This window comes from Streptomyces sp. LN549, assembly GCF_043203805.1.
GTDB lineage: Bacteria > Actinomycetota > Actinomycetes > Streptomycetales > Streptomycetaceae > Streptomyces.
The window spans coordinates 8,638,710-8,657,842 of the sequence record NZ_JAZHRI010000002.1; the positions used below are offsets into that span (position 1 = coordinate 8,638,710).

At 70.3% G+C, this 19,133-nt stretch carries 11 protein-coding genes and 3 pseudogenes; 6 read left to right on the plus strand and 8 right to left on the minus strand.

The window, feature by feature from the left end:
- Both SH922_RS38215 and SH922_RS38220 read left to right on the plus strand, forming a co-directional pair.
- Window positions 1-3,799: pseudogene (locus SH922_RS38215) on the plus strand (DUF5682 family protein).
- Window positions 3,796-5,772, plus strand: a complete 1,977-nt coding sequence (locus tag SH922_RS38220; RefSeq protein WP_393063093.1) for a hypothetical protein — start codon at window positions 3,796-3,798, stop codon at window positions 5,770-5,772. Before SH922_RS38215 ends, SH922_RS38220 begins: the two are co-directional and overlap by 4 nt.
- A gap of 478 nt (window positions 5,773-6,250) precedes the next feature.
- Here the strand turns inward: SH922_RS38220 and SH922_RS38225 are convergent, their stop codons facing one another.
- The gene (locus SH922_RS38225) at window positions 6,251-7,051 is read right to left on the minus strand and encodes an SAM-dependent methyltransferase (protein ID WP_393063094.1); all 801 of its coding nucleotides are present in this window, start codon (window positions 7,049-7,051) and stop codon (window positions 6,251-6,253) included.
- 863 nt (window positions 7,052-7,914) lie between these two features.
- On the opposite strand from SH922_RS38225, the gene SH922_RS38230 reads away from it, so the two are divergent.
- A complete protein-coding gene (locus SH922_RS38230) occupies window positions 7,915-8,193 on the plus strand; it encodes a hypothetical protein (RefSeq protein ID WP_393063095.1) in 279 nt (92 codons plus the stop codon).
- A 45-nt stretch (window positions 8,194-8,238) separates the two neighbouring features.
- Window positions 8,239-8,430 (plus strand): annotated as a pseudogene (locus SH922_RS38235) (hypothetical protein); the annotation flags it as partial.
- 227 nt (window positions 8,431-8,657) lie between these two features.
- Here the strand turns inward: SH922_RS38235 and SH922_RS38240 are convergent.
- A complete protein-coding gene (locus tag SH922_RS38240) occupies window positions 8,658-8,894 on the minus strand; it encodes a hypothetical protein (protein ID WP_393063096.1) in 237 nt (78 codons plus the stop codon).
- A 336-nt stretch (window positions 8,895-9,230) separates the two neighbouring features.
- Here SH922_RS38240 and SH922_RS38245 point away from each other — a divergent pair, with 336 nt between their 5' ends.
- Window positions 9,231-10,997, plus strand: coding sequence for an aminotransferase class I/II-fold pyridoxal phosphate-dependent enzyme (locus SH922_RS38245; RefSeq protein ID WP_393063097.1), 1,767 nt, complete (start codon window positions 9,231-9,233; stop codon window positions 10,995-10,997).
- Between the two features lie 238 nt (window positions 10,998-11,235).
- On the opposite strand, the gene SH922_RS38250 is transcribed toward SH922_RS38245, so the two are convergent.
- Together SH922_RS38250 and SH922_RS38255 are read right to left on the minus strand one after the other, a co-directional pair.
- Window positions 11,236-12,330, minus strand: a complete 1,095-nt coding sequence (locus SH922_RS38250; protein ID WP_393063098.1) for a lytic polysaccharide monooxygenase — start codon at window positions 12,328-12,330, stop codon at window positions 11,236-11,238.
- A gap of 667 nt (window positions 12,331-12,997) precedes the next feature.
- Window positions 12,998-14,020 carry a LacI family DNA-binding transcriptional regulator gene (locus SH922_RS38255; RefSeq protein ID WP_393063099.1) on the minus strand — a complete coding sequence of 341 codons (1,023 nt, stop codon included), beginning with the start codon at window positions 14,018-14,020 and terminating at the stop codon, window positions 12,998-13,000.
- A 318-nt stretch (window positions 14,021-14,338) separates the two neighbouring features.
- Between SH922_RS38255 and SH922_RS38260 the strand changes: the two genes are divergently transcribed.
- Window positions 14,339-15,712: a cellulase family glycosylhydrolase gene (locus SH922_RS38260; RefSeq protein WP_393063100.1), complete on the plus strand. Its 1,374-nt coding sequence runs from the start codon at window positions 14,339-14,341 to the stop codon at window positions 15,710-15,712.
- A gap of 133 nt (window positions 15,713-15,845) precedes the next feature.
- Here SH922_RS38260 and SH922_RS38265 read toward each other — a convergent pair whose 3' ends face one another.
- The 4 genes and pseudogenes from SH922_RS38265 to SH922_RS38280 form a co-directional block, all read right to left on the minus strand.
- Window positions 15,846-16,349 (minus strand): NUDIX domain-containing protein, encoded by a 504-nt coding sequence (locus tag SH922_RS38265; protein ID WP_393063101.1) that lies wholly within the window; start codon window positions 16,347-16,349, stop codon window positions 15,846-15,848.
- Between the two features lie 172 nt (window positions 16,350-16,521).
- Window positions 16,522-17,643 (minus strand): NUDIX hydrolase, encoded by a 1,122-nt coding sequence (locus SH922_RS38270; RefSeq protein WP_393063808.1) that lies wholly within the window; start codon window positions 17,641-17,643, stop codon window positions 16,522-16,524.
- Window positions 17,640-18,497: pseudogene (locus tag SH922_RS38275) on the minus strand (class I SAM-dependent methyltransferase); the annotation flags it as partial. The pseudogene SH922_RS38275 and the gene SH922_RS38270, both read right to left, overlap by 4 nt.
- A gap of 129 nt (window positions 18,498-18,626) precedes the next feature.
- Window positions 18,627-19,103: a hypothetical protein gene (locus SH922_RS38280; RefSeq protein ID WP_393063102.1), complete on the minus strand. Its 477-nt coding sequence runs from the start codon at window positions 19,101-19,103 to the stop codon at window positions 18,627-18,629.
- Window positions 19,104-19,133 lie beyond the last annotated feature (30 nt).

The following is a 19,133-nucleotide window of genomic DNA, read 5'->3' on the forward strand; positions in this document are numbered from 1 at the left end:
ATGAGCGAGTCGACCACCCCCGAGACGCTGTCCGCCGCCGGGGCGTCGTCCGCCGCCGGGGCGTCGTCCGCCGCCGGGGCGTCGCCCACTGCCGGTGCGCCGGCCGCTTCCCCGGCGCAGGGTCCGGCGGCCGGGCCGGCAACCCCGGAAGCCGCGGTGGCGGACCTCGCGGCGACCGGACCCGGGTTGCCGTTCCTGATCGGGGTGCGCCACCACGCGCCCTCGCTGGCAGCCGCGCTCCCGGCCCTGCTGGACGCGGCGGCCCCCGACGTTCTCCTCGTCGAACTGCCCGCCGAGTTCCAGCCCTGGCTGGGCTGGCTCGCCCACGAGGAGACCGAGGCCCCGGTGGCGCTGGCCGCCGTGCCCGGTGCCGGCTCGGCAGGCGAACGGGGGCCGGCCTTCTACCCGTTCGCCGACTTCTCGCCCGAACTGGTCGCTCTGCGCTGGGCGGCAAGAAACGGGGTCCCGGCTGTGGCCTGCGATCTGCCGCTGGCCGACCGGGCGTGGGCGGACGGCGGTCCGGACGCCCCCGCCCTTGTCCCGGGCGCCGACTCCGCGCCCATGCCGGGGGAGGGGCACGGACTGTCCGCCGCGCTACGGTCCCGGCTCACCGGCCGGGACGGCGACGACCTGTGGGGCCGGCTGGTGGAGGCCCGTGCGCCCGGTTCGACACCCGAGGCGCTCCGCCGTGCCGCCCTGCTCACCGGTTGGGCCCTGCGCCACGAGGCCGAGGCGCGGGGCGGGGTGCAGGGCACGGACCTGGTGCGCGAGGCCTGCATGCGCGGTCATGTCACCGAGGCCCTGGCGAGCGGGCGGCGGCCCGCCGTGGTGGTGGGAGCCTTCCACACCCCGGCGCTGCTGCCGTCCGCCGCCTGGGCCACCGGGGTCCCCACACCGGACGCACCCGACGCGTCCGCAGCCGCGCCCGAGCCGGGCGCGGACGGCCACGCGAACGGCGCTGCCGGGACGGCGGCGTGCACGGTCTCCCTGATCCCGTACACCTACCCGCTGCTCGACTCTCGGTCCGGCTACCCGGCCGGCATCCGGGACCCGGAGTGGCAGCACACCGTCCTGGACGCCGCCGGGGATCCGGCCGCGCTGCACGAGGCGCTGGTCCGCACGGCCGTCCGCGTCTGCGTCGCACTGCGCGAACAGGGCCACCCCTACGGCCCGGCGGACGGCCGGGAGGTCGTCCGGGTGGCCGGTGACCTGGCCCGCCTGCGCGACCTGCCCGCACCCGGCCGCGGTGAACTCCTCGAAGCCGTGCAGACGGTGCTGGGGCGCGGCGAGACCTACGGCACGGGCCGCGCCGTCGCCCTGGCCCTCGAACGCGTACTCGTCGGAGCCCGCACCGGACGGCCTGCGCCCGACGCTCCGCGCAGCGGACTGGGCCCCGCCGTCGAGGCCGAGACCGCGACGCTCTCCCTCCCCGGTCCCGAGGACGCGCACGAGAAGACACCGCGCGACCTCCGGCTCGACCCGGCGCGCTCCACCCTGGACCGACGCCGCGAACTGCTGCTGCGCAGGCTGAGGGTGTGCGGCATCCCTTACGCGCAGGAGCAGGGGGTGACCGGCGCTGCGGGCACGGGAGGGACTCACGACGCGCTGGCAGGTGCGGTGGACCCCGGCGACGGCCGCGATGCTCACCGCAGCAGGGGCCCGCGGCGTCACCTCGGCCCAGGCGGCCGAGGGCGTGCTGCGGCAGCGGCACGCGGCCGAGCGCGCGGAGGGCGGCCCGACGGCCGCCCAGGTCGTCCGCGGTCTCACGGAGGCCGCCGAGTGCGGGCTCCCCGCCCTGGCCGATGAACGGCTGACGGAGCTGGCGGCCGTACTCCCCGCGAGCGGCACCCTTCCCGAACTCCTCGCCGGGCTCGACCTGCTGGATCGCATCGACGCCGGCCACCTGCCTGGTCTGGCCGCGCCCGACGGTTCCTCGGCCCAGGACGCCACCGCCTCCGCCCGTGCCGACCGCACCGCCCGCGCGGCCGAACTCCTGACCTCGGCTGCGGTCCGCCAGGTCGACGGCCTGACCGGCTCCGAGGAGCCCGAGGACGCCCGGGCGCTGCTCGAACTGGCCCAGCGGGCCGACCGGGTGGGCGGCATCCGGCTCACCGACGCCCTCGCCCGGCTGGCCGCCGACGGCACCCCGTTGATCGCCGCCGCCGCCGGAGCGGTCAGGGTGCTCACGGGCCACGAAGAAGCCGAGACCTTCGGGGGGCGCGTCGCCTCCTGGGTGGACGGAGCCGTGGACAGTACCTCCCGGGCCGCGCTCACTGCCCGCCTCACCGGCGTCCTGACGGTGGCGGGCCCGCTCCTGACCGTCGGCGCCGGCGCCCTGGACCCGCTGCTGCACCGGGTCGTCGAGCTGGACGACACCGCGTTCCTGGCCCGGCTGCCGGCCCTGCGCGGTGGCTTCGACACCCTGAGCCCGGCCGCCCGGGACCGGCTGCTGGACACCGTCGAGGAGCGGCTGGGCGAACGGGTGGACACCCTCGACGCGGACGATCCGGCCGAGCTGGCCCGCCGAACGGCCGCCGACCTCGCCGCCCGCGAGCTCCTGACCGGTCTCGGCCTGCCCGTCCCGCCGCCCGTGCACGACGACCGGTTCCCACCACGGTCCGGCCACCCCGCCGCAACGCACCCCATCGTCGAACCCGCCACCGCATTCTCCACCGAGGCCACCCCCGCGCGGACCCTGGCGCCCGCCGACCGGTGGCGGCTCGTGCTCGGCCGGCGACCCGACCAATTGCCGTCCGGCGCCGCCCGCCTGGCGACCGCTCTGGACGAGCTCTACGGCGCGGGGCACGGTGAGGGATCCCGCGGCGGCCTGCCCGGCTCCGGACCGCGCGGCGGCCGGGAACCGTCGTTCCCCGGCGTCCGCGAGTGGTCCGAGGAACTGGCCGCGCTGTTCGGCCCCGGAATCCGCGAGGAGGTCCTCGCCGCCGCAGCCGTGACAGGCCGGCAGGACGTTCTCGCCGAACTGGAACCGGCGGCCGCCACCCCCTCCGTGGAACTGCTCCGGACGATCCTGCGGTACGCCGGCGGCCTTCCCGAAGCCCGCCTTGCGGCGCTCCGGCCCTTGGTCCGCCACCTGGTCGACGAACTGACCCGGCAGCTCGCCACCCGGCTGCGCCCCGCTCTAACCGGCACGATGCTGGCCCGGCCCACCCGCCGCCCCGGCGGCCGGCTGGACCTGCCGCGCACGCTGCGCGCCAACCTGGCCACCGCCCGCCGCACAGCCGACGGAACGGTCCAGGTGATCCCCGAGAAGCCGGTGTTCCGCAGTCGCGCCCGCCGGTCGGCCGACTGGCGCCTGATCCTGGTCACCGACGTCTCCGGATCCATGGAGGCATCCACGATCTGGTCCGCGCTGACCGCCTCAGTGCTCGCCGGGGTGCCGACCCTGAGCACCCATTTCCTGGCCTTCTCCACCGAGGTCGTCGACCTCACCGGCCATGTGCACGATCCCCTTTCCCTTCTGCTCGAGGTGAGCGTGGGCGGGGGCACGCACATCGCCGCAGGGCTGCGGCACGCCCGAAGCCTGATCGAGGTACCCACCCGCACCCTCGTCGTCGTCATCAGCGACTTCGAGGAGGGCGCGCCGCTCGGCGGACTGCTGGCCGAGGTGCGGGCACTGGTGACCACCGGATGCCACGTTCTCGGGTGCGCGAGTCTCGACGACGCCGGCCGGCCCCGCTACTCGACGGGCGTCGCCGGGCAGCTCGTGGCCGCCGGCATGCCCGTGGCGGCCCTCAGCCCACTCGAACTGGCTCGCTGGATAGGGGAGAAGACCGCATGACCGCCGCCCAGCTGCCACCCGTCGCGCCGGAGGTCACGGCCACCCTGGTGGAAAACCTCTCGCCCCGGCTGCGCAAGCGGCTGGACGCCGCAGTCACCAAGCTCGGCACCCGCCCGACGCACCGCGACGGGGACACGGTGACGATCGCGGTCGACGACGAGACCGAGTTGCGCCTGCACGCCCCGGGCGGTGTGGTGGCGACGGCGGACGCCATCACCTGCGGTTGCCTCCTCGCCCCGGCCTGCGTCCACCGCGCGGCCGCAGCCTGCGCCGCCCCCACGGCGGACCTGGCACCGGAGCTCACCGACCAGCCCACCGGTGCGGTCGCCGAACCCGCCTCCGCGACGGACCCCGACCCCGCACCTGGCACCCACCCCGCACCTGGCACCCACCCCGCACCCGGCTCCGGCCCCAACCCCGACTCTGCCTCCTCGCCCGAGGTGGCGAACCCAGACCAGCGTGCCGCGGCCGACGCCCTGTGGTCGGCGGGCGCCGCCGTGCTGGAGGCCGGCGTCGACGGGGCCGGCGCCGTCACCCAGTCGGCCCTCCTCCGCGCCGCACACACCGCCCGGCTCCGGCACCTGCCGCGCGCCGCGGGCGCCGCGCTGTCCGTCGTCACGCTGCTGCGCGCGGCCCGCACCGGGGACCCGTCCTACCGCACCGCCGACCTCGTCACGGCCCTGGCCGAACTCCTGGGCACCGCACACCGAGTGGGGACGGCGTCCGGAGCGGAGCTGGCCGCAGTCCGAGGCCGCGTGCGCCGGCCGTACAGCCCGGACGGCTCGCTGCGCCTGTACGGCCTGTTCACCGAGCCCGTGGTCACCGACTCGGGGCACGGCGGCGTCCGCACCTGGGTCGCCGGATCCGACGGCCGCCTCTGCACGGTCGGCGACGTGGCACCCGGCGGCGTCGGGCGGGCCCTTGGCGTGGCCGACCGGGCCGTGCGCCTGGGGGACTGCGCGCTCACCCATCGGGAGCTGGGCCGGGCCGGCCTGGCGGTCTCGGGGGCGACGGTCTCGCCGGACGGCAGACTAGGCGCCGGGAAGGGCGTCAAGGCCGTTACGGCCCGGGGGGCGGCGTGGACGGAGCTGCCGCTCGCCGCCCTGTGGGAGACGCCGCCGTCCGAACAGGCCGCCCGCGCCCTGCGGTCCACCTCCCGCTACGCGGACCCGGACGGCGGCGGCAGTGACCTGCTCTTCCTGGACGTCGAAATCCTCGGAGCCGTACGGGAGTCGGGCGGCACCTGCCTGCTCGCGCTGTGCGAGGGAGGCATCCGCGTCCGGCTCGCCGTCGCCGACGACGATCCCGCGCTGGCCCACCGTGACAACCTGATGCTGCTGGCCACCGCGCCGGGGACACGGCTGAGGATCATCGGCCGCATGGTGCCCGCCCTCCACCCCCGGCTCACCCTCCTCGCCTGCTCGCACCCCACCGGCGAGGGCACGATCGACCTCGGCCTCGACCGCCTTCGCCGCGCCGACCTCCCGGACCCGACTGCCCGCGTGCACCCCGCCCCGCCACAGCCCGGAGGGTCCGGCGCGCACTCGCCCCTGTACCTCCTGGAGCGGCGGGTCGAACAGACGGTCCCGGCGGGCCGCGCCGCTCTCGGCATGCTCGGCGATGTCACAGCCGAGACCCGCCGCATCCGCCGTGCGGGCCTCCCCACGGCCGCCGGACTCCTCACCGCCCTGAGCACTTCGGCGGCCAAACGCGATCGCGACCTCTTCGGCCGCCTCCTCCCTGCCGACACCGACAGCTTCGCCATGTACTGGCTCACCGCCGCCCGTTACACGGCCGCCGTGGCCGAGTCCCTGTGCGCGGCAGCCTGGGAACGGACGAAGGAGGGCCCGGCCGCGGCGCCATCTGTCCCGGACCAGGAGCCAGGACGGGCCGTGGCACAAAGCGCTCAGTACCAGCGGGTGCAGGTCCAGTTGCCGCCCTGTCCGTCGTACTCCTCGACGCCGGCCCGATAGGCGTTGCTTGTTCCGGCCATCTGCAATGAAGGATGCGGCTCCGGCGCCACCGTCTCAACCGGATCCAGCCGGCGGGCGGCGGCCCAGAGGGCCAGCTGCGCAACTTCACTCGATGCAGCGTGCATGGCTTTCCTTCGGCGCCCGGCGGGTGCCGCGGCCTCGGCGGAGAGTGCGGAGCGCGCCGCAGCGCAATCGGGCGCGGGCGGCCCTGCCCGAATTCGCCTCTGCCGGGCGGCGACGCCTCGGCCTCCAGCCCGTACTTCGTCGAGGACATCACCGAGCCGTTCGTCCGCGAGGACGGCCATCTGCCGGTGCCGCTGACGCCCGGAATCGGCGGCACGCGGCTTTCGGACACCCTGCGCCGCTCCACGACATCGCGCCGGGAGCTACGTGGGCGTCCGGATGGCTGCCACCGCCGACGACTCCGGGGCCGTCCTTCTGTCGAGTCGTCCGGTCGACCGGTTCGCAACGGCGGCGGCTACCGCTTGGCGGCCACGAATCCCCACTGGTCGACCGGCTCGCCGACGGCGGGCTCTTCGGGGCGCCACAGGCTGATGGATCCGAAGCCCGGCTCCACCAGCTCGAGTCCGTCCGCGAAGGTCCCCATGATCTCCTTGGGACGCGAGATGTACGGCATGGCACCGCCACTGGCGTACTCGTCGGACCCGGCCTGCGTCTCCGGAGTCTCGATGGTGTCGCAGAGCATCAGATAGCTCCCTGCGGGCAGCGCGTCCAAGTAGCTGCGGAGCAGCGCCGCAGCCTCACCCGAGTCCGCGACGTGCCCCAGCGTCGAGAGCACCATCACAGCCACCGGCCGGTCGAGGTCCAGCGTCCGGGCGGCCTCGCGCAACACAGTCTTCGTGTCCGTCAGGTCCGCGTGCACATAGTCCGTCGCCCCTTCGGGCCGGCTGGTCAGCAGGGCGCGCGCGTGAGTCAGGACGATCGGGTCGTTGTCCACGTACACGATGCGTGCCGTCGGTTCGACGTCCTGGGCGACCTCGTGCGTTGCGTTCGCCGTCGGCAGACCGGTGCCGAGATCCAGGAACTGCCGAACCCCTGCCTCACTGGCCAGATAGCGCACCGCTCGCGCCTGGAATGCCCGGGAGGCGCGCGCTATCTCGATGATCTGCGGGTACAGCTCCTCCATCGTCGCCCCGAGCCGACGGTCCGCCTCGTAGTTGTCCTTGCCGCCCAGCCAGTAGTTCCACACCCGCGCCGAATGCGGCGTGCCCGTGTCGATTCCGTCCACCGGCGTCCGGATGCCCTGCTTGTCAGTCATCGGCCCTCTTCGTGTCGCACATTGGTCGCGCGGACAACCTCCTACCGCGCACGCCCATGCTTCCTCACCAGCACCGTCCGCACCAGCCCGATAAGAAGGCAACTCCCCTACGGGGCACGGATACGGCGCCGGGTGCAGTGGCCCGACCCGCTACCTCTTCGCAGCCAGCCGGCGCCACGCGGTGACCGGACCCGGGGCGTCGGCGTCGTCGGGGATCCCAGAAGGCCCGTCCCAGAGGTCGGCTGCCGACAGTGGAGCTCTCCTCGAGCGAGCCGTCGCCTCTCCGCCGAGAACACCGAGATCCGCATCCGTGCGCGGAGGCATGCCGGAGGCGAGGAGCCCGCTCCCCGACTCCCAGCCCGGCGCACCAACGGCGCCACGTCGTAAGAAGCGACCTCTGGCAACGACTCACGCACTGAGTTGATCTGGCGGTGGCTGATGAGGCAGCAGGCGGATCTGCAGCAAGGATTCGTGGATGTCGGCTCGGCGTTCCCAGCGGATGGGATGCGGATGCGGAGGCGCTTGAAGCCATGGATTCAGACGAAGCCGCGTTCGACGACCCAGTGGTAATTTCCTGTCCCGGTAATGCGATGCGACCATGCCGAGGTCATATTCAGGTCAGACAAAAGGCCCCCTCCCAGCCCGTCACGGGTCAGGAGGGGGCTCTCGTGGTTTCCCGCCACGTGTGAGGCCCGAAAGGATCAGCGTCCACCTCTTGTCACGAAGCGTGTTCGTTCGTAACGTTGGGGGACCAGCACGCAGCAAGGACGCTGGTTGCTGGTGTAGCGCCTCAAACGGGACTACACCAGCTGATGCTGGTGTAGTCCCGGACCTCAATCGGAACTGCACCCTTTGGGAAACAAATGAAAACGACCGCCATCATTACGATGATCCTTCTGGTCCTCTCCAATGTCGATCTAGTCCTCGACAAGGTCGAGTCCATGAAGGGAAGGATCATCGGATTGATCCGGTTCTTCGCGGAGGTTCGGGACGAGCTGGACCGCGCGAAGCGGTCCCATCGGCCTGAAATCACTCAAGGAGATCAGTTGAAGCAAACTCCGGACCACACGAAGGAAGCTCCGGGCACAGCCCCAGGCGACGACCGGAACTCCGGTAACGAAGACTTCAACTCCGCGCTCTGAGATCGGCTCAGGACTGACTGAGGCTCTGCCTTCAGCCCCGAGCGGCTGGAGGTTTACAGCAAGTGCATTTTGGCTTGCGACCATTGCTATGTCTACGAACATGCTGATCAGAGCTGGCGAACCCGCCCGAAGACAATCTCTGATGAAGTCATTTTCCGGACAGCTCAGCACATTGCTGAGCATGCCATGACACACGCACTGCCCTCCGCGTCAGTGATCCTGCACGGAGGGGAGCCCTGCGAAGCCGATCGATGACGCCCCCATCGAATGTTCATGGGGGCCTTCTTTGCGTCAGCTCCTGCTTCGACGCCCGTGCGTCGCGATGCAAACAGAGTCCACATAATTGCGGCAGCGGCGGCACTCATCGAGCTGCTCGCTCTTGCTGGCCGACGGCCGCAACCGTGCGAGGACGACGGGGCGTTGCCCGGTGACACGCACCAGGGACAGACTCCTCGCCCTTTCGTTCAGGAAGCCCGGATCAACTGGCCGGTCTCCGCGCCGGTACGGGCCACGACGACGGGCCAGTCATCCCTGAATGAGGCGGGCAGAAGCTCGAAGTCCTCGTCCCGCAGGATCATGGTCGGCCTGCCCGGGACGACGAACACGGCATCGAGCCGTCGGAGCAGGACGGCGAGGAGGTCCATGATCCCGGCCCCTCCGAAGTGGTTGAAGGTAATGCCGGCCGGTCTGTTGAAGTACACGCCGGCCTCCTCCCCTCCGCCGTACTCACCAGTTGGAAGTCCGTCTCGGGATCCCGCGCCACCGCATGGGGGCCCAGGACGCTCGTGCGCGGCACTCATGTCCAGCGTCGCCGGCTCACCGTTCTCGAACCGCCACACGAAGATGTCGAAGCTCATGGAGTCCCTTCCTGCGTCAAGTTGAGGCGCTGCCGAAACTGCAGCGGGCCCTCTCCGGGTGGTGCATGCGGAGTGCCGTGGCACCTGAGTACGCGTACTCAGGTCGAGTGAGCCAGGTGACACTGGGGCAGCAGATTCGCCTCGCACATGATCCAATCCCCTGCGTCGGAAGAGGAACACATGGGTCGTGATCTGCAGCTGCGCTCTGCCACTCGGGAGGACCTCGAGTGGATTCACGAGCTGCGTCACCGGGTGTATGCGCGTGAGCTCGGCCAGCATGCACCGAACTCGATCGGGCGGCTTCGCGACGGTCTGGACGGCGACAACGTATATCTGGTCGCGGCACGAGGAACGGACCGCATTGGTTTCATCAGCCTGACCCCGCCTTGGCTGAAGCGCTACGCGCTGGAGAAGTACCTGTCACACGAAGAGCTTCCGCTGCTGGCCGACGACGATCTGTTTGAGGTGCGGCTTCTCACCGTCGAGCCTCGCTGGCGGGCCTCCGCAGCGGCGCCGCTCCTCATGTACGCAGCGCTGCGCTGGATCGCTTCCCGCGGCGGTCGCCGTGTAGTGGCAATGGGGCGCACCGAGCTGCTCGACATGTATCTGGCCGCCGGGCTCCGGCCGGTCGGGCACACCGTTCGGAGCGGGGCATTGACGTTCGAGGTGCTGACCGGCAGTGTCACCGAGCTGACGAGGCTCACGACGCACCGGCACAGCACCACGGTGGAGCGTCTGCGGACCCAAGTGGACTGGCGGTTGGACGCGCCGTTCGCGGCCCGGCCGGACGGTTGCGAGCACGGAGGGGCTTCGTTCACTGCCATCGGAACGGACTTCAGCAGCCTGCATCGCCGCCACAGAGTGCTCGCAGCCGATGTGTTGGACGCCTGGTTCCCACCGGCGCCGGGGGTGCGGGCGGCACTCGCGGATGATCCGGAGTGGGCCGCCCGGACCTCGCCGCCAACCGGTGCCGAGGGGCTGCTCGCGGAGATTGCCAGGGTGCGGGCGCTGCCCGTGGGGACACTCGTACCCGGCGCCGGCTCATCCGACTTGATCTTCAGGGCCTTCGGTCAGTGGCTGACACCGCAGAGCAGGGTGCTCTTGTTGGACCCGGGCTACGGCGAGTACGCCCACGTCACGGAGAGGGTGATCGGATGCCGGGTGGATCGGTTGCGGTTGCGTCGCGAAGACGGTTGGCGGATGGATCCGGAGCAGTTGTCCGCTGCGGTCGAGGACGGCCGCTACGACCTCGTCGTAGTGGTCAACCCGAACAACCCGACCGGGCGCCACGCACCTGCCGATGAACTGCGGTCGGTGATCGCCACCGCACCGACCCGAACCCGCTGGTGGATCGATGAGGCATACCTGGGCTATGTCGACATGGGCGAGTCGCTCGCCGACCTCGCCGCGACAGATCCGAGGGTGGTGGTCTGCAGCTCCCTGTCCAAGATGTATGCGTTGTCCGGCATGCGCGCCGCGTACCTGGTGGCTGAGGCGGCCACCGCAACGGAGCTACGCCGGCGCACCCCTCCCTGGTCGGTGAGCCTCCCGGCACAGCTGGCCGCGGTGGCGGCTCTGCGCGACCCGGCGTACTACAAGGGGTGCTGGCTGCGCACTCACGCACTGCGGCGGCAGTTGGCCACCGACCTTGCCGGTCTGGACGAGGCCGTGACGGTGGAGGAGGCCGTGGCCAACTGGCTCACCGTGACGCTGCCGGCCGATGGCCCGAGTGCCGCGCAGTTGGTGCAGGAGTGTCGCCGCCGCGACGTCCACCTGCGAGATCTGTCACCCATGTCGTCCGAGTACCAAGGACGCACGGTGCGCATCGCGGTGAGGGACACGGCCGAGAACGAGCGCATTGTGGCGGCCTTCCGTGCTGCTTTGGACAGCCTGCGGCCAGGTCCGGCTCCCCTCGTCCCGATGTCTGGGGATGTCTCCGTCTGTTGACGAGCACGACGGCCGTGCTGCCTGCGTCGCAGGAGGTGGGCCTGATCGACAGGAGCTGCTGGTCGTGGGCGGGGGACCGGAGACGCGGCAGGGGCGGTGCGTGAGGAGTGTCGGCGCCCAGTCGGAGGGGTCGGCGAACCGGTCCGCGCCCGGACGTACAGCCGGCGACGCCCGGTCCTGGAGGCACGGCAGCGCCGACTCCCGCAGATGCGGGAACCGGCGCTGCCTGTATCAGCGGCTACGGGTTGACGCAGCCGATCGAGCCGACCGGAAGGTCATTGCCGGTCGATGTCGCCGTGAACCCGAAGGTGACACTGCCGTCCGGCGGGATGGTGCGGTTGTAGTCGACGTTCTTGACCGTGACCGTGCCATCGGACCCCGTGGTCAGTGCACCGTTCCACACACTGCTGATGCTGGCGCCCGTGCCGGGCGTCCATTTCACGGCCCAGCCCTCACGCGCCGTCGTGCCGTGGTTCATGACCTCGACGGACCCCTGAAAGCCGCCGCTCCAGGAGTTGGTCACGCTGTAGACGGCCATGCACCCGGTGTGCGGGTCGGTCGGTGTGGGCGTCGGGTCGGGAGTCGTGGTCGGGTCCGGAGTCGGAGTGCTGCCCGAGCCGCGGATGCCGGTCACCTCGCCGTTGCCGCCGTCGAAGACGATGTCGGAGCAGGAGAAGAAGTTCTCCTGGCTGTCCGAGCGAACCCACTGGATGAACATGACCGCATCACCCGAGCGGCCCGACGGCAGGTTCAGATCCCAGTAGTAGTGGCCGCCGTCGGTGCCCGGCGAGCCCGTCATCGGCGGGTTGGTGACGGTGTCGATCAGCTCCAGGTCGTCCCAGCCCAGTTCCGTGCTGGGCGAGTAGCCGGGCTTGGACAGGTACACCCGGAACGAGCCTGGGTGCGCAGCCCAGTTGCTGTGCTTGACCTGGATCGTGTTCCCGGACGTCAGATGCGTCCGAGGCCAGTCGGCGCGGGCGGCGTTGTAACCGGTGAAGTTGTACGGCGACCGGTCACCGGCGCTGCACAGCTTTCCGTCCGGGACGTAACCCGGCCCTCGCCCGCCCGCGTTGGAGTCGAGCACGGCGAACCAGTTGTACAGCGCGGTCGCGCCGCTCTCGTTGAGCGCCGCCTTGCAGGCCGGGTTGGTCGGGTCCAGAGCGCCGGTGCTGGTCTTGGCGTCCAGCCAGCAGAGATAGGTGCGCGATCCCGGCGTCATCGTCACGCCGTGCGCCTGCGCATTGCCCTGGCCCAGTAGCGTCAGGGCTAACCCGCCGAGCAGCGTCGCGAGCACCGTCGCCAGGGAGGCGAGTTGTTTCCTGCGTCGAGTCATGGTGTCTCCTGTGTCTGTGTGGCGATCTGCTTCCGGTCGGGCTTGTCTCAGCGGTCACCGTGCGGTGAGAGAACCCTCGCGAGCCGGGGGAGGGGGAGCGCTCGCATGCGGGGCCTCTCCGGGAGGGATGACCGGATGGGGCGATCAGGGAATCCGGTGCGTATACAACCACTCCATATGGGAGCGCTCCCATATGTTGCTTTGTAGGTGACTGTAAGAGCGTCGCCGTGTCCCTGACAACCCGTCGGAACGGAATGCGTCCAACGGATTCTCAAGGGGCAGGCCAGGGGTGGTGAAGGGAAGTGACAGCGCCACTCCCGGCAGGCATCAACGGTTTGGGAGCGCTCCCCTGATCTCTCCAGGAAGTCCGGCGAAGCGACCCCACGAACAGGCCTCGCCGATGGATGTGGCAGACGTGGTCGCCTGCCTGGACGCCGTGCGGCCGACGGCGAGTCGTTGTATCGAGCTTCCCCGGGGGCCTCGCGTCGGGCGCGGTTGCGCCGGATCCGGACCGCGAGAGGGTCGCGCCCCACGGGCGAGCCGACAGCGTGCCCCGCTGCTGGGGATCTGACGGTCCGGACGCGTTCTCGGGCCCTCGGACCGCTGCTCGGGCCGGGCCGTCGCCGGCCCGGCTGTCACGGTGGTCGACGTGGCGTACGAAGGCGGCTCAGGCCGACTCGCGCACCACCAGCTGTGTCCGCAGGATCACGTGGCGCCAGGCCACCTGCGGCTGGTCCATCTCCTCCAGCAGCAGCCGCACCATGGTCCGGCCGATCTCCTCCATCGGCTGACGGACGGTCGTCAGCGGCGGCTCGGTCTGCTCGGCCAGCTCGAAGTCGTCGAAGCCGATCACCGCCACATCGTGCGGGACCCGGCGCCCCGCCGCGTGGAGGGCGGTCAGCGCTCCAGCGGCCATGCTGTCCGACGCGGCGAAGACGGCGTCGATCTCCGGGTGCCGCTTGATGAGTCCGGTCATCGCCCGCCGCCCGCTGGCCTCGGTGAAGTCTCCCTGGGCGACCAGGGACGGCACCTCGTCGAGCCCGGCATCGCCCAGCGCCTCCCTGTAGCCGCGCAGCCTGCACTGGGCGGCGTACATCTCGGGCGGGCCTGTGATCGCGGCGATGGCCTTCCGCCCACCGCGCGTCAGATGGCCGACCGCGGCCCGCGCACCGCCAACGTTGTCCGCGTCCACGTAGGTCACCCGCTCCTCACTCGACCGCCTGCCCAGCAGCACCGTGGGCAGCCCGGCGTCGGCGAGCATGTCGGGCAATCGGTCCTCGGCCCCTACGGACATCAGCAGCGCCCCGTCTATCCGGCCGCCGCGCACGTACTTCACGAGCCGCTGGCGCTCGGTGTCCGTGCGGACGAGGGTGAGCAGGAGCTGCACGTCCGCCTCGGTCAGTGCATCCCCGACCGCCCGCGCGACCTCCGAGAAGAACGGCTCCCCGAACAGCCGCCAGTCCGTCTTCGTCATCACCAGCGCGACGGCGCCCGCGCGCCGCCCGGCGAGTGAACGCGCCGCCAGATTGGGCACGTAGTCCAGTTCGTCGATGGCGCGCTGCACGGCGCGGCGTGTGGACGCCTTCACTCCCGACGCGTTGTTGATCACTCGGGAGACCGTGCCCCGCCCCACCCCGGCAAGGGCGGCCACTTCCTCCAGCGTCGGTGTGTTGGAACTCCGCTTCAGCATGCTCCCACCCCCAAGAGCATCTGATCTTACGGTCCGGCAGGTTCGGGGTGGGATACCGACCAAGCGAATCCTGTCCAACAGCTTGACGGCGCGTCTCACGCCCCACGAGATTGGGAGCGCTCCCAATCTCATTCCGTCCAACCGGGCGCCATGCCCATGAACGACCGGGCCTGCGGTATAGCTTCACGGCGGTGAGTGGCCAACCCGGGCCGTACGGAGTTCGGTTCCACTCACCAGTGGGGTCGGCCGTTCTCGGACGGACATCGTTCGGGAGCGCTCCCATCGCATCGTTTCCCTTTCGTATGAGGAGGAATGGCCATGAAACGCTTGTTGGCGCTATTGGTGACCTGTGCAACGGTTCTGGGCCTCACGGCCCTGCTCAGCCCCCAGGCGGTGGCTGCCACCGGATGCAAGGTCGACTACACGGTCACCAGCCAGTGGCAGGGCGGCTTCCAGGCGGCAGTGAAGATCACCAACTTGGGTGAACCCATCAGTGGGTGGACGCTTGCGATGGCCATGCCGGACCCGGGGCAGAAATTGGTCCAGGGCTGGAACGCCACCTGGTCACAGTCCGGTTCCACGGTGACCGTCGCCGGGATCGACTGGAACCGCACGCTGGCCACCGGTGCGGCGGCCGACGTGGGGCTGGTGGGCTCCTTCACGGGCGTGAACCCGAAGCCGACGGCGTTCACGCTCAATGGCGTTGCCTGTACGGGCTCCGTCGATGAGACCCCGTCACCCGACCCGGGCGACGGCACCCCAGTGGACATCAACGGACAGGTGCACGTCTGCGGCGTGCACCTGTGCAACCAGTACAACCGCCCCGTACAACTGCGGGGGATGAGCACGCACGGCATCCAGTGGTTCAGTCAGTGCTACAACGACGCATCCGTGGACGCGCTGGCGAAGGACTGGAAGGCGGATCTGCTGCGCGTCGCCATGTATGTGCAGGAGGACGGCTACGAGACCGACCCGGCGGGCTTCACCAGTCGCGTGAACAGCCTCGTCGACATGGCCGAGGCGCGTGGCATGTACGCGCTGATCGATTTCCACACCCTGACGCCGGGCGACCCGAACTTCAACCTCGACCGCGCGAAGACGTTCTTCGCGTCCGTCGCGGCCCGTAACGCCGGCAAGAAGAACGTGATCTACGAGATCGCCAATGAGCCCAACGGGGTGAGCTGGACAGCCATCAAGAGCTACGCCGAGCAGGTCATCCCGGTGATCCGGGCCGCGGACCCGGACGCTGTCGTCATCGTCGGCACCCGCGGCTGGTCCTCGTTGGGAGTGTCGGACGGCTCCAGTGAGAGCGAGGTCGTCAGTAATCCCGTCAATGCCACCAACATCATGTACGCGTTCCACTTCTACGCCGCGAGCCACAAGGATGCCTACCGCACCACGCTGAGCAGGGCGGCTTCCCAACTTCCGTTGTTCGTGACCGAGTTCGGTACGGTGAGCGCCACGGGCGGTGGAGCGCTGGACCGGACGAGCACCACGGCCTGGCTGGACCTGCTCGATCAGTTGAAGATCGGCTACGCGAACTGGACCTATTCCGACGCCCCCGAGAGCAGTGCGGCCTTCCGACCCGGCACCTGCGACGGCAGCGACTACAGCAGCAGCGGTGTGCTGACCGAATCAGGGACGCTGCTCAAGAGCCGGATCAGCACCCCCGACAACTTCCCCACCAGCTGACCCGGGACGGGGCTCCGGCCGTGCTGGAGCCCCGTCAGGTGAGCGAACGCGCCCACCCCATGGGCCGGTCCCTTGTCGCACTCCGAGTCCCGGATCGCGGCCACGCACGGACGGGACGTCAGGACGGTCGGAATCAGCCTTCCCAGTCCCAGGATTCGAAGTACGCCGTTGTACCTGCGCGGCGAGCCTCCACCACCGCTTCCAGCCGGGTGTAGTCCCGCTGTGGCATGTGCGTCCGCCACTGCGACATGGGCAGGACACGGGCTTCGTCGTGTTCGGAGGGATCCAGGACGACGGACTTGATCTCGGCGGAGGTGAGCCGACCGCCCTCGAAGACGAAGCCGACCGTTGCGTAGGGCCACTCCGCCCCCGGCTGGCCGAAGACCGACGCCAAGAGCTTGGGGCGGCCGGCGAAGACGATCCCGGTCTCCTCGCGGCACTCCCTCAGCGCGGTCTCCCATGGCCGCTCACCCGGATCCATCGTTCCGCCGACCAGCTGCCACGGATGGGTCCGCGAGTAGACCGCTCTCAGCTGAAGCGGATTGTCGTGCTCGTCGGTGAAGAACAGACATGCGAACGCCGTCGCCTTCAATACTGTTTCGGCATACTGCTCCGGAGGCAGCCACGTGGGGCTCACACCACGGTTGCTCTGCTCCACTTGTGGAGGCAGATCCGCTCCGGCAACGCGATGGTGCTCATGAACCGGGGGATTGGTCATGTGCTCCGCCCCTTCTGGACGAATACGGCCCGGGCGCCCTCATGACGCGGGATCAGGTGGACATCGAGCGGCTCGGTGTGGCGCTGTGAACTCATGTGCCGCTTCCCGGGCCGAGACCCGATGACAAGCCCCTGTCTCCTGAAGCGGCCTGCTCGGCGTGGTGGGCAAGGATCATCTCGTGCGCCCAGGTACACATGGTCAGATGCCTCATCGTGGCCACGTCGAACCAGCGGAACATGATGCCCTCGGTTACGGGCAGGGCGTCGGCGTCGCCGTCCCAATGGCCCACGTAGACCTGGATGCGTCCGCCGGCGAGATGCGGCCCTGTCGTGCGGGCCTGCGCATAGGGCGCGAGTCCGGGAATGATCAGCCCCGTCTCCTCGAGGATCTCGCGGGTGATGGCTTCGTCGAGCGTCTCCGCGCCCTCGGGGGCGCCGCCGACCAGGGACCACGTGCCCGGGTCGCAGATCGGCTTGTTCGCATCCCGCAGATGCAGCAGGTACTGGCCCTGGCTGTTGACGAGCAGGACGGCCGTGCTGCTCGCGGCGAGGGCGGCGGACCTGGTGGGGAGGGGCCGCTGGTCGCGAGCGGGGGGCCGAGGGGGCGGTAGCTGTGGTGAGGAGGGGGTGAACGCTGCAGGTGGGTGATCGATGGGGAGTTCGGGGCGCCAGGCGGTGAGGATCTGGGCGCTGCAGACGAAGAGGCCGTCGGGGAGGTTGCGTGCGTGGTGCCAGCGCCAGGATCCCACGCTCTCTCCGGGCTGGTCGGACGGTTCGCCTTCCCATGCGGTCACGAGTGCGGGCACGGTCATTCGGACGACCCCGTCGACGTCATCGAGGAGGGTGCCGAGCAGGACGACGTCATCGGGGCGAGTGCGGAGCCCCGTTTCCTCTCGCAGTTCACGGACGACCGCCTCCGCAAGCGTCTCGCCCGGTTCCACGCTTCCGCCGGGCAGTTCCAGGTTCCTCTTCGATGCCGGCCGAGCAGCAGTCCTCGCGGGCCGTGGAGGATCGCTCCGACCCCGAGCGCCGCATGGGCCGCGGGCGGTCGGGACGTGCGTGGTCTGGACATGATGCTGGTGCGCCGGCGTACGTCGAAGACGCGGTACGAGACGTGGTTGTCGCTGTCGGGGGAGTCGAGGACGTCGATGCTTTCGACGCGCAGCCCGTGCTCGGCGAGCAGGTCTTCCCAGAGTTCCGGGGTGAGGACCCACATGTGCACGGTGAGGTCTTCGCCACCGGCCAGCGGCAGAAGCTCGGGCCGGGCGGTCACGGACGAGGAGGGGCCCTCGCCGAGGCTGTTCGTGTGGAGGGTGCTGAAGCAGAGTCTCCCGCCGGGTTTGAGCGCAGCGGCGAGGGACGGGAGTAGACGGTGGGGGTCGATGTAGGGGACTCCGCCGATGGAGTAGATCACGTCGTACGGCTCAGCGGACCGTAGGTGGTCGACCGCGTCGCCCAGGAACAGCTGGAGTCCGTCCAGGTCGCCGTAACGGTCGCAGGCGCGTCGGTGTTGGCCCGGTGAGGAGTCGATGGCGTCCACCACTGCTCGGTGTTCGCGCACGAGATGCGCGGCGTGCTTTCCGATGCCGGAGCCGAGGTCCAGGACGCGACGGCCGCTGAGGTCGCCGAGGATCTCGGTTCCAGGTCCGCTTGGCCAGGACGCCCAGGAGATGCGGTCGACTTCGGGGATCTCCGTTCCTCTCGCGATGTGGTGTGCGGCGTACGCGGTCCACGTGCGGAGGTTGGTCTGTTCGCTGTCCAAGCCGTTCTCTCCATTCGGGTGTTGAGAGGCGCCGAGCTGTCCTTCAGGGCGGGCGCGTTCTACCGGGCCGTTGACGCGGGAGGGCCGGCGGCTCCCGTCACACCGGGTACCTCTTGTCCGGTCGGGAGCCGTCGATGAGGAGTCCGGTCCGGCCCTGGGCCGGGCGAACGGCGATGGCAGGGCGATGAGCGGCGTTTTCGAACGCAGGATGAATGAGCGCAGGACGGTACAGGCGGTGCATGAGTCTTCCTCGGGGCGCGATGCGGACAGGTGATCGGGTAACTGGGGTTTTCCTGTCTCCGTCACGGGTGCGCGGGAGCGAAATCTAGAACTCGATTTCGAATATGACGGTGCCGCGGTCAGGTGCTCGTGTGCCGCGGGTGCGACCGTGACAACGGCCGCGACCAGGTCCGACGACGCTGCACCGTGCCGGCGTCAGCCGCAGACCGAGTCGGGCGCCTCCTGCAACCTGGTGTAGATGAGCTTCGGGATCAGTTCGACCCTGTAACAGGTCGTCGTCTCCTTGCGAGCGTCCGGCCGGCCGTAGAACCCGTGAGTGGAGAAGGTCACCACCGTCGTGTCCCCCTGCCGGGGGAGTCCGGTGTTGCTGATCGGCGCACTGTCCGGCCGGAGAACGGTGGGGAGTCCCGCCTCGGTGAGTGGGCCGCTGCGGGTGGCCGCTAAGAGCGCGTGGGCGTACTGCGCGGCTCCGCGTTCCATGCTGTGACGCACCTGTCGCTCGTCCGTGGTTCCGACCGGTGGCGCGCTGGGCAAGGTCGCCACTGCCCGTACGAGGCCGATGACGGTGACGGTGACGGTCAAGGCGATCCCGCCGCAGGTGGCGATGGTTCGGTAGGTGGCGGACTGACGCACGGGAAGGTGGTCGGCGGTGTCGGGCATGCCGGAGTTCATGGCGTTCTCTCTCCTGGCCCAGGCGGCGAA

Excerpts from the sequence above, each read along its gene's own strand:
- SH922_RS38260 (WP_393063100.1), top strand. The coding sequence starts at position 14,339 with ATGAAACGCTTGTTGGCGCTATTGGTGACCTGTGCAACGGTTCTGGGC.
- SH922_RS38250 (WP_393063098.1), bottom strand. The coding sequence starts at position 12,330 with ATGACTCGACGCAGGAAACAACTCGCCTCCCTGGCGACGGTGCTCGCG.
- SH922_RS38230 (WP_393063095.1), top strand. The coding sequence starts at position 7,915 with ATGAAAACGACCGCCATCATTACGATGATCCTTCTGGTCCTCTCCAAT.
- SH922_RS38225 (WP_393063094.1), bottom strand. The coding sequence starts at position 7,051 with ATGACTGACAAGCAGGGCATCCGGACGCCGGTGGACGGAATCGACACG.
- SH922_RS38255 (WP_393063099.1), bottom strand. The coding sequence starts at position 14,020 with ATGCTGAAGCGGAGTTCCAACACACCGACGCTGGAGGAAGTGGCCGCC.
- SH922_RS38220 (WP_393063093.1), top strand. The coding sequence starts at position 3,796 with ATGACCGCCGCCCAGCTGCCACCCGTCGCGCCGGAGGTCACGGCCACC.
- SH922_RS38280 (WP_393063102.1), bottom strand. The coding sequence starts at position 19,103 with ATGAACTCCGGCATGCCCGACACCGCCGACCACCTTCCCGTGCGTCAG.
- SH922_RS38245 (WP_393063097.1), top strand. The coding sequence starts at position 9,231 with ATGGGTCGTGATCTGCAGCTGCGCTCTGCCACTCGGGAGGACCTCGAG.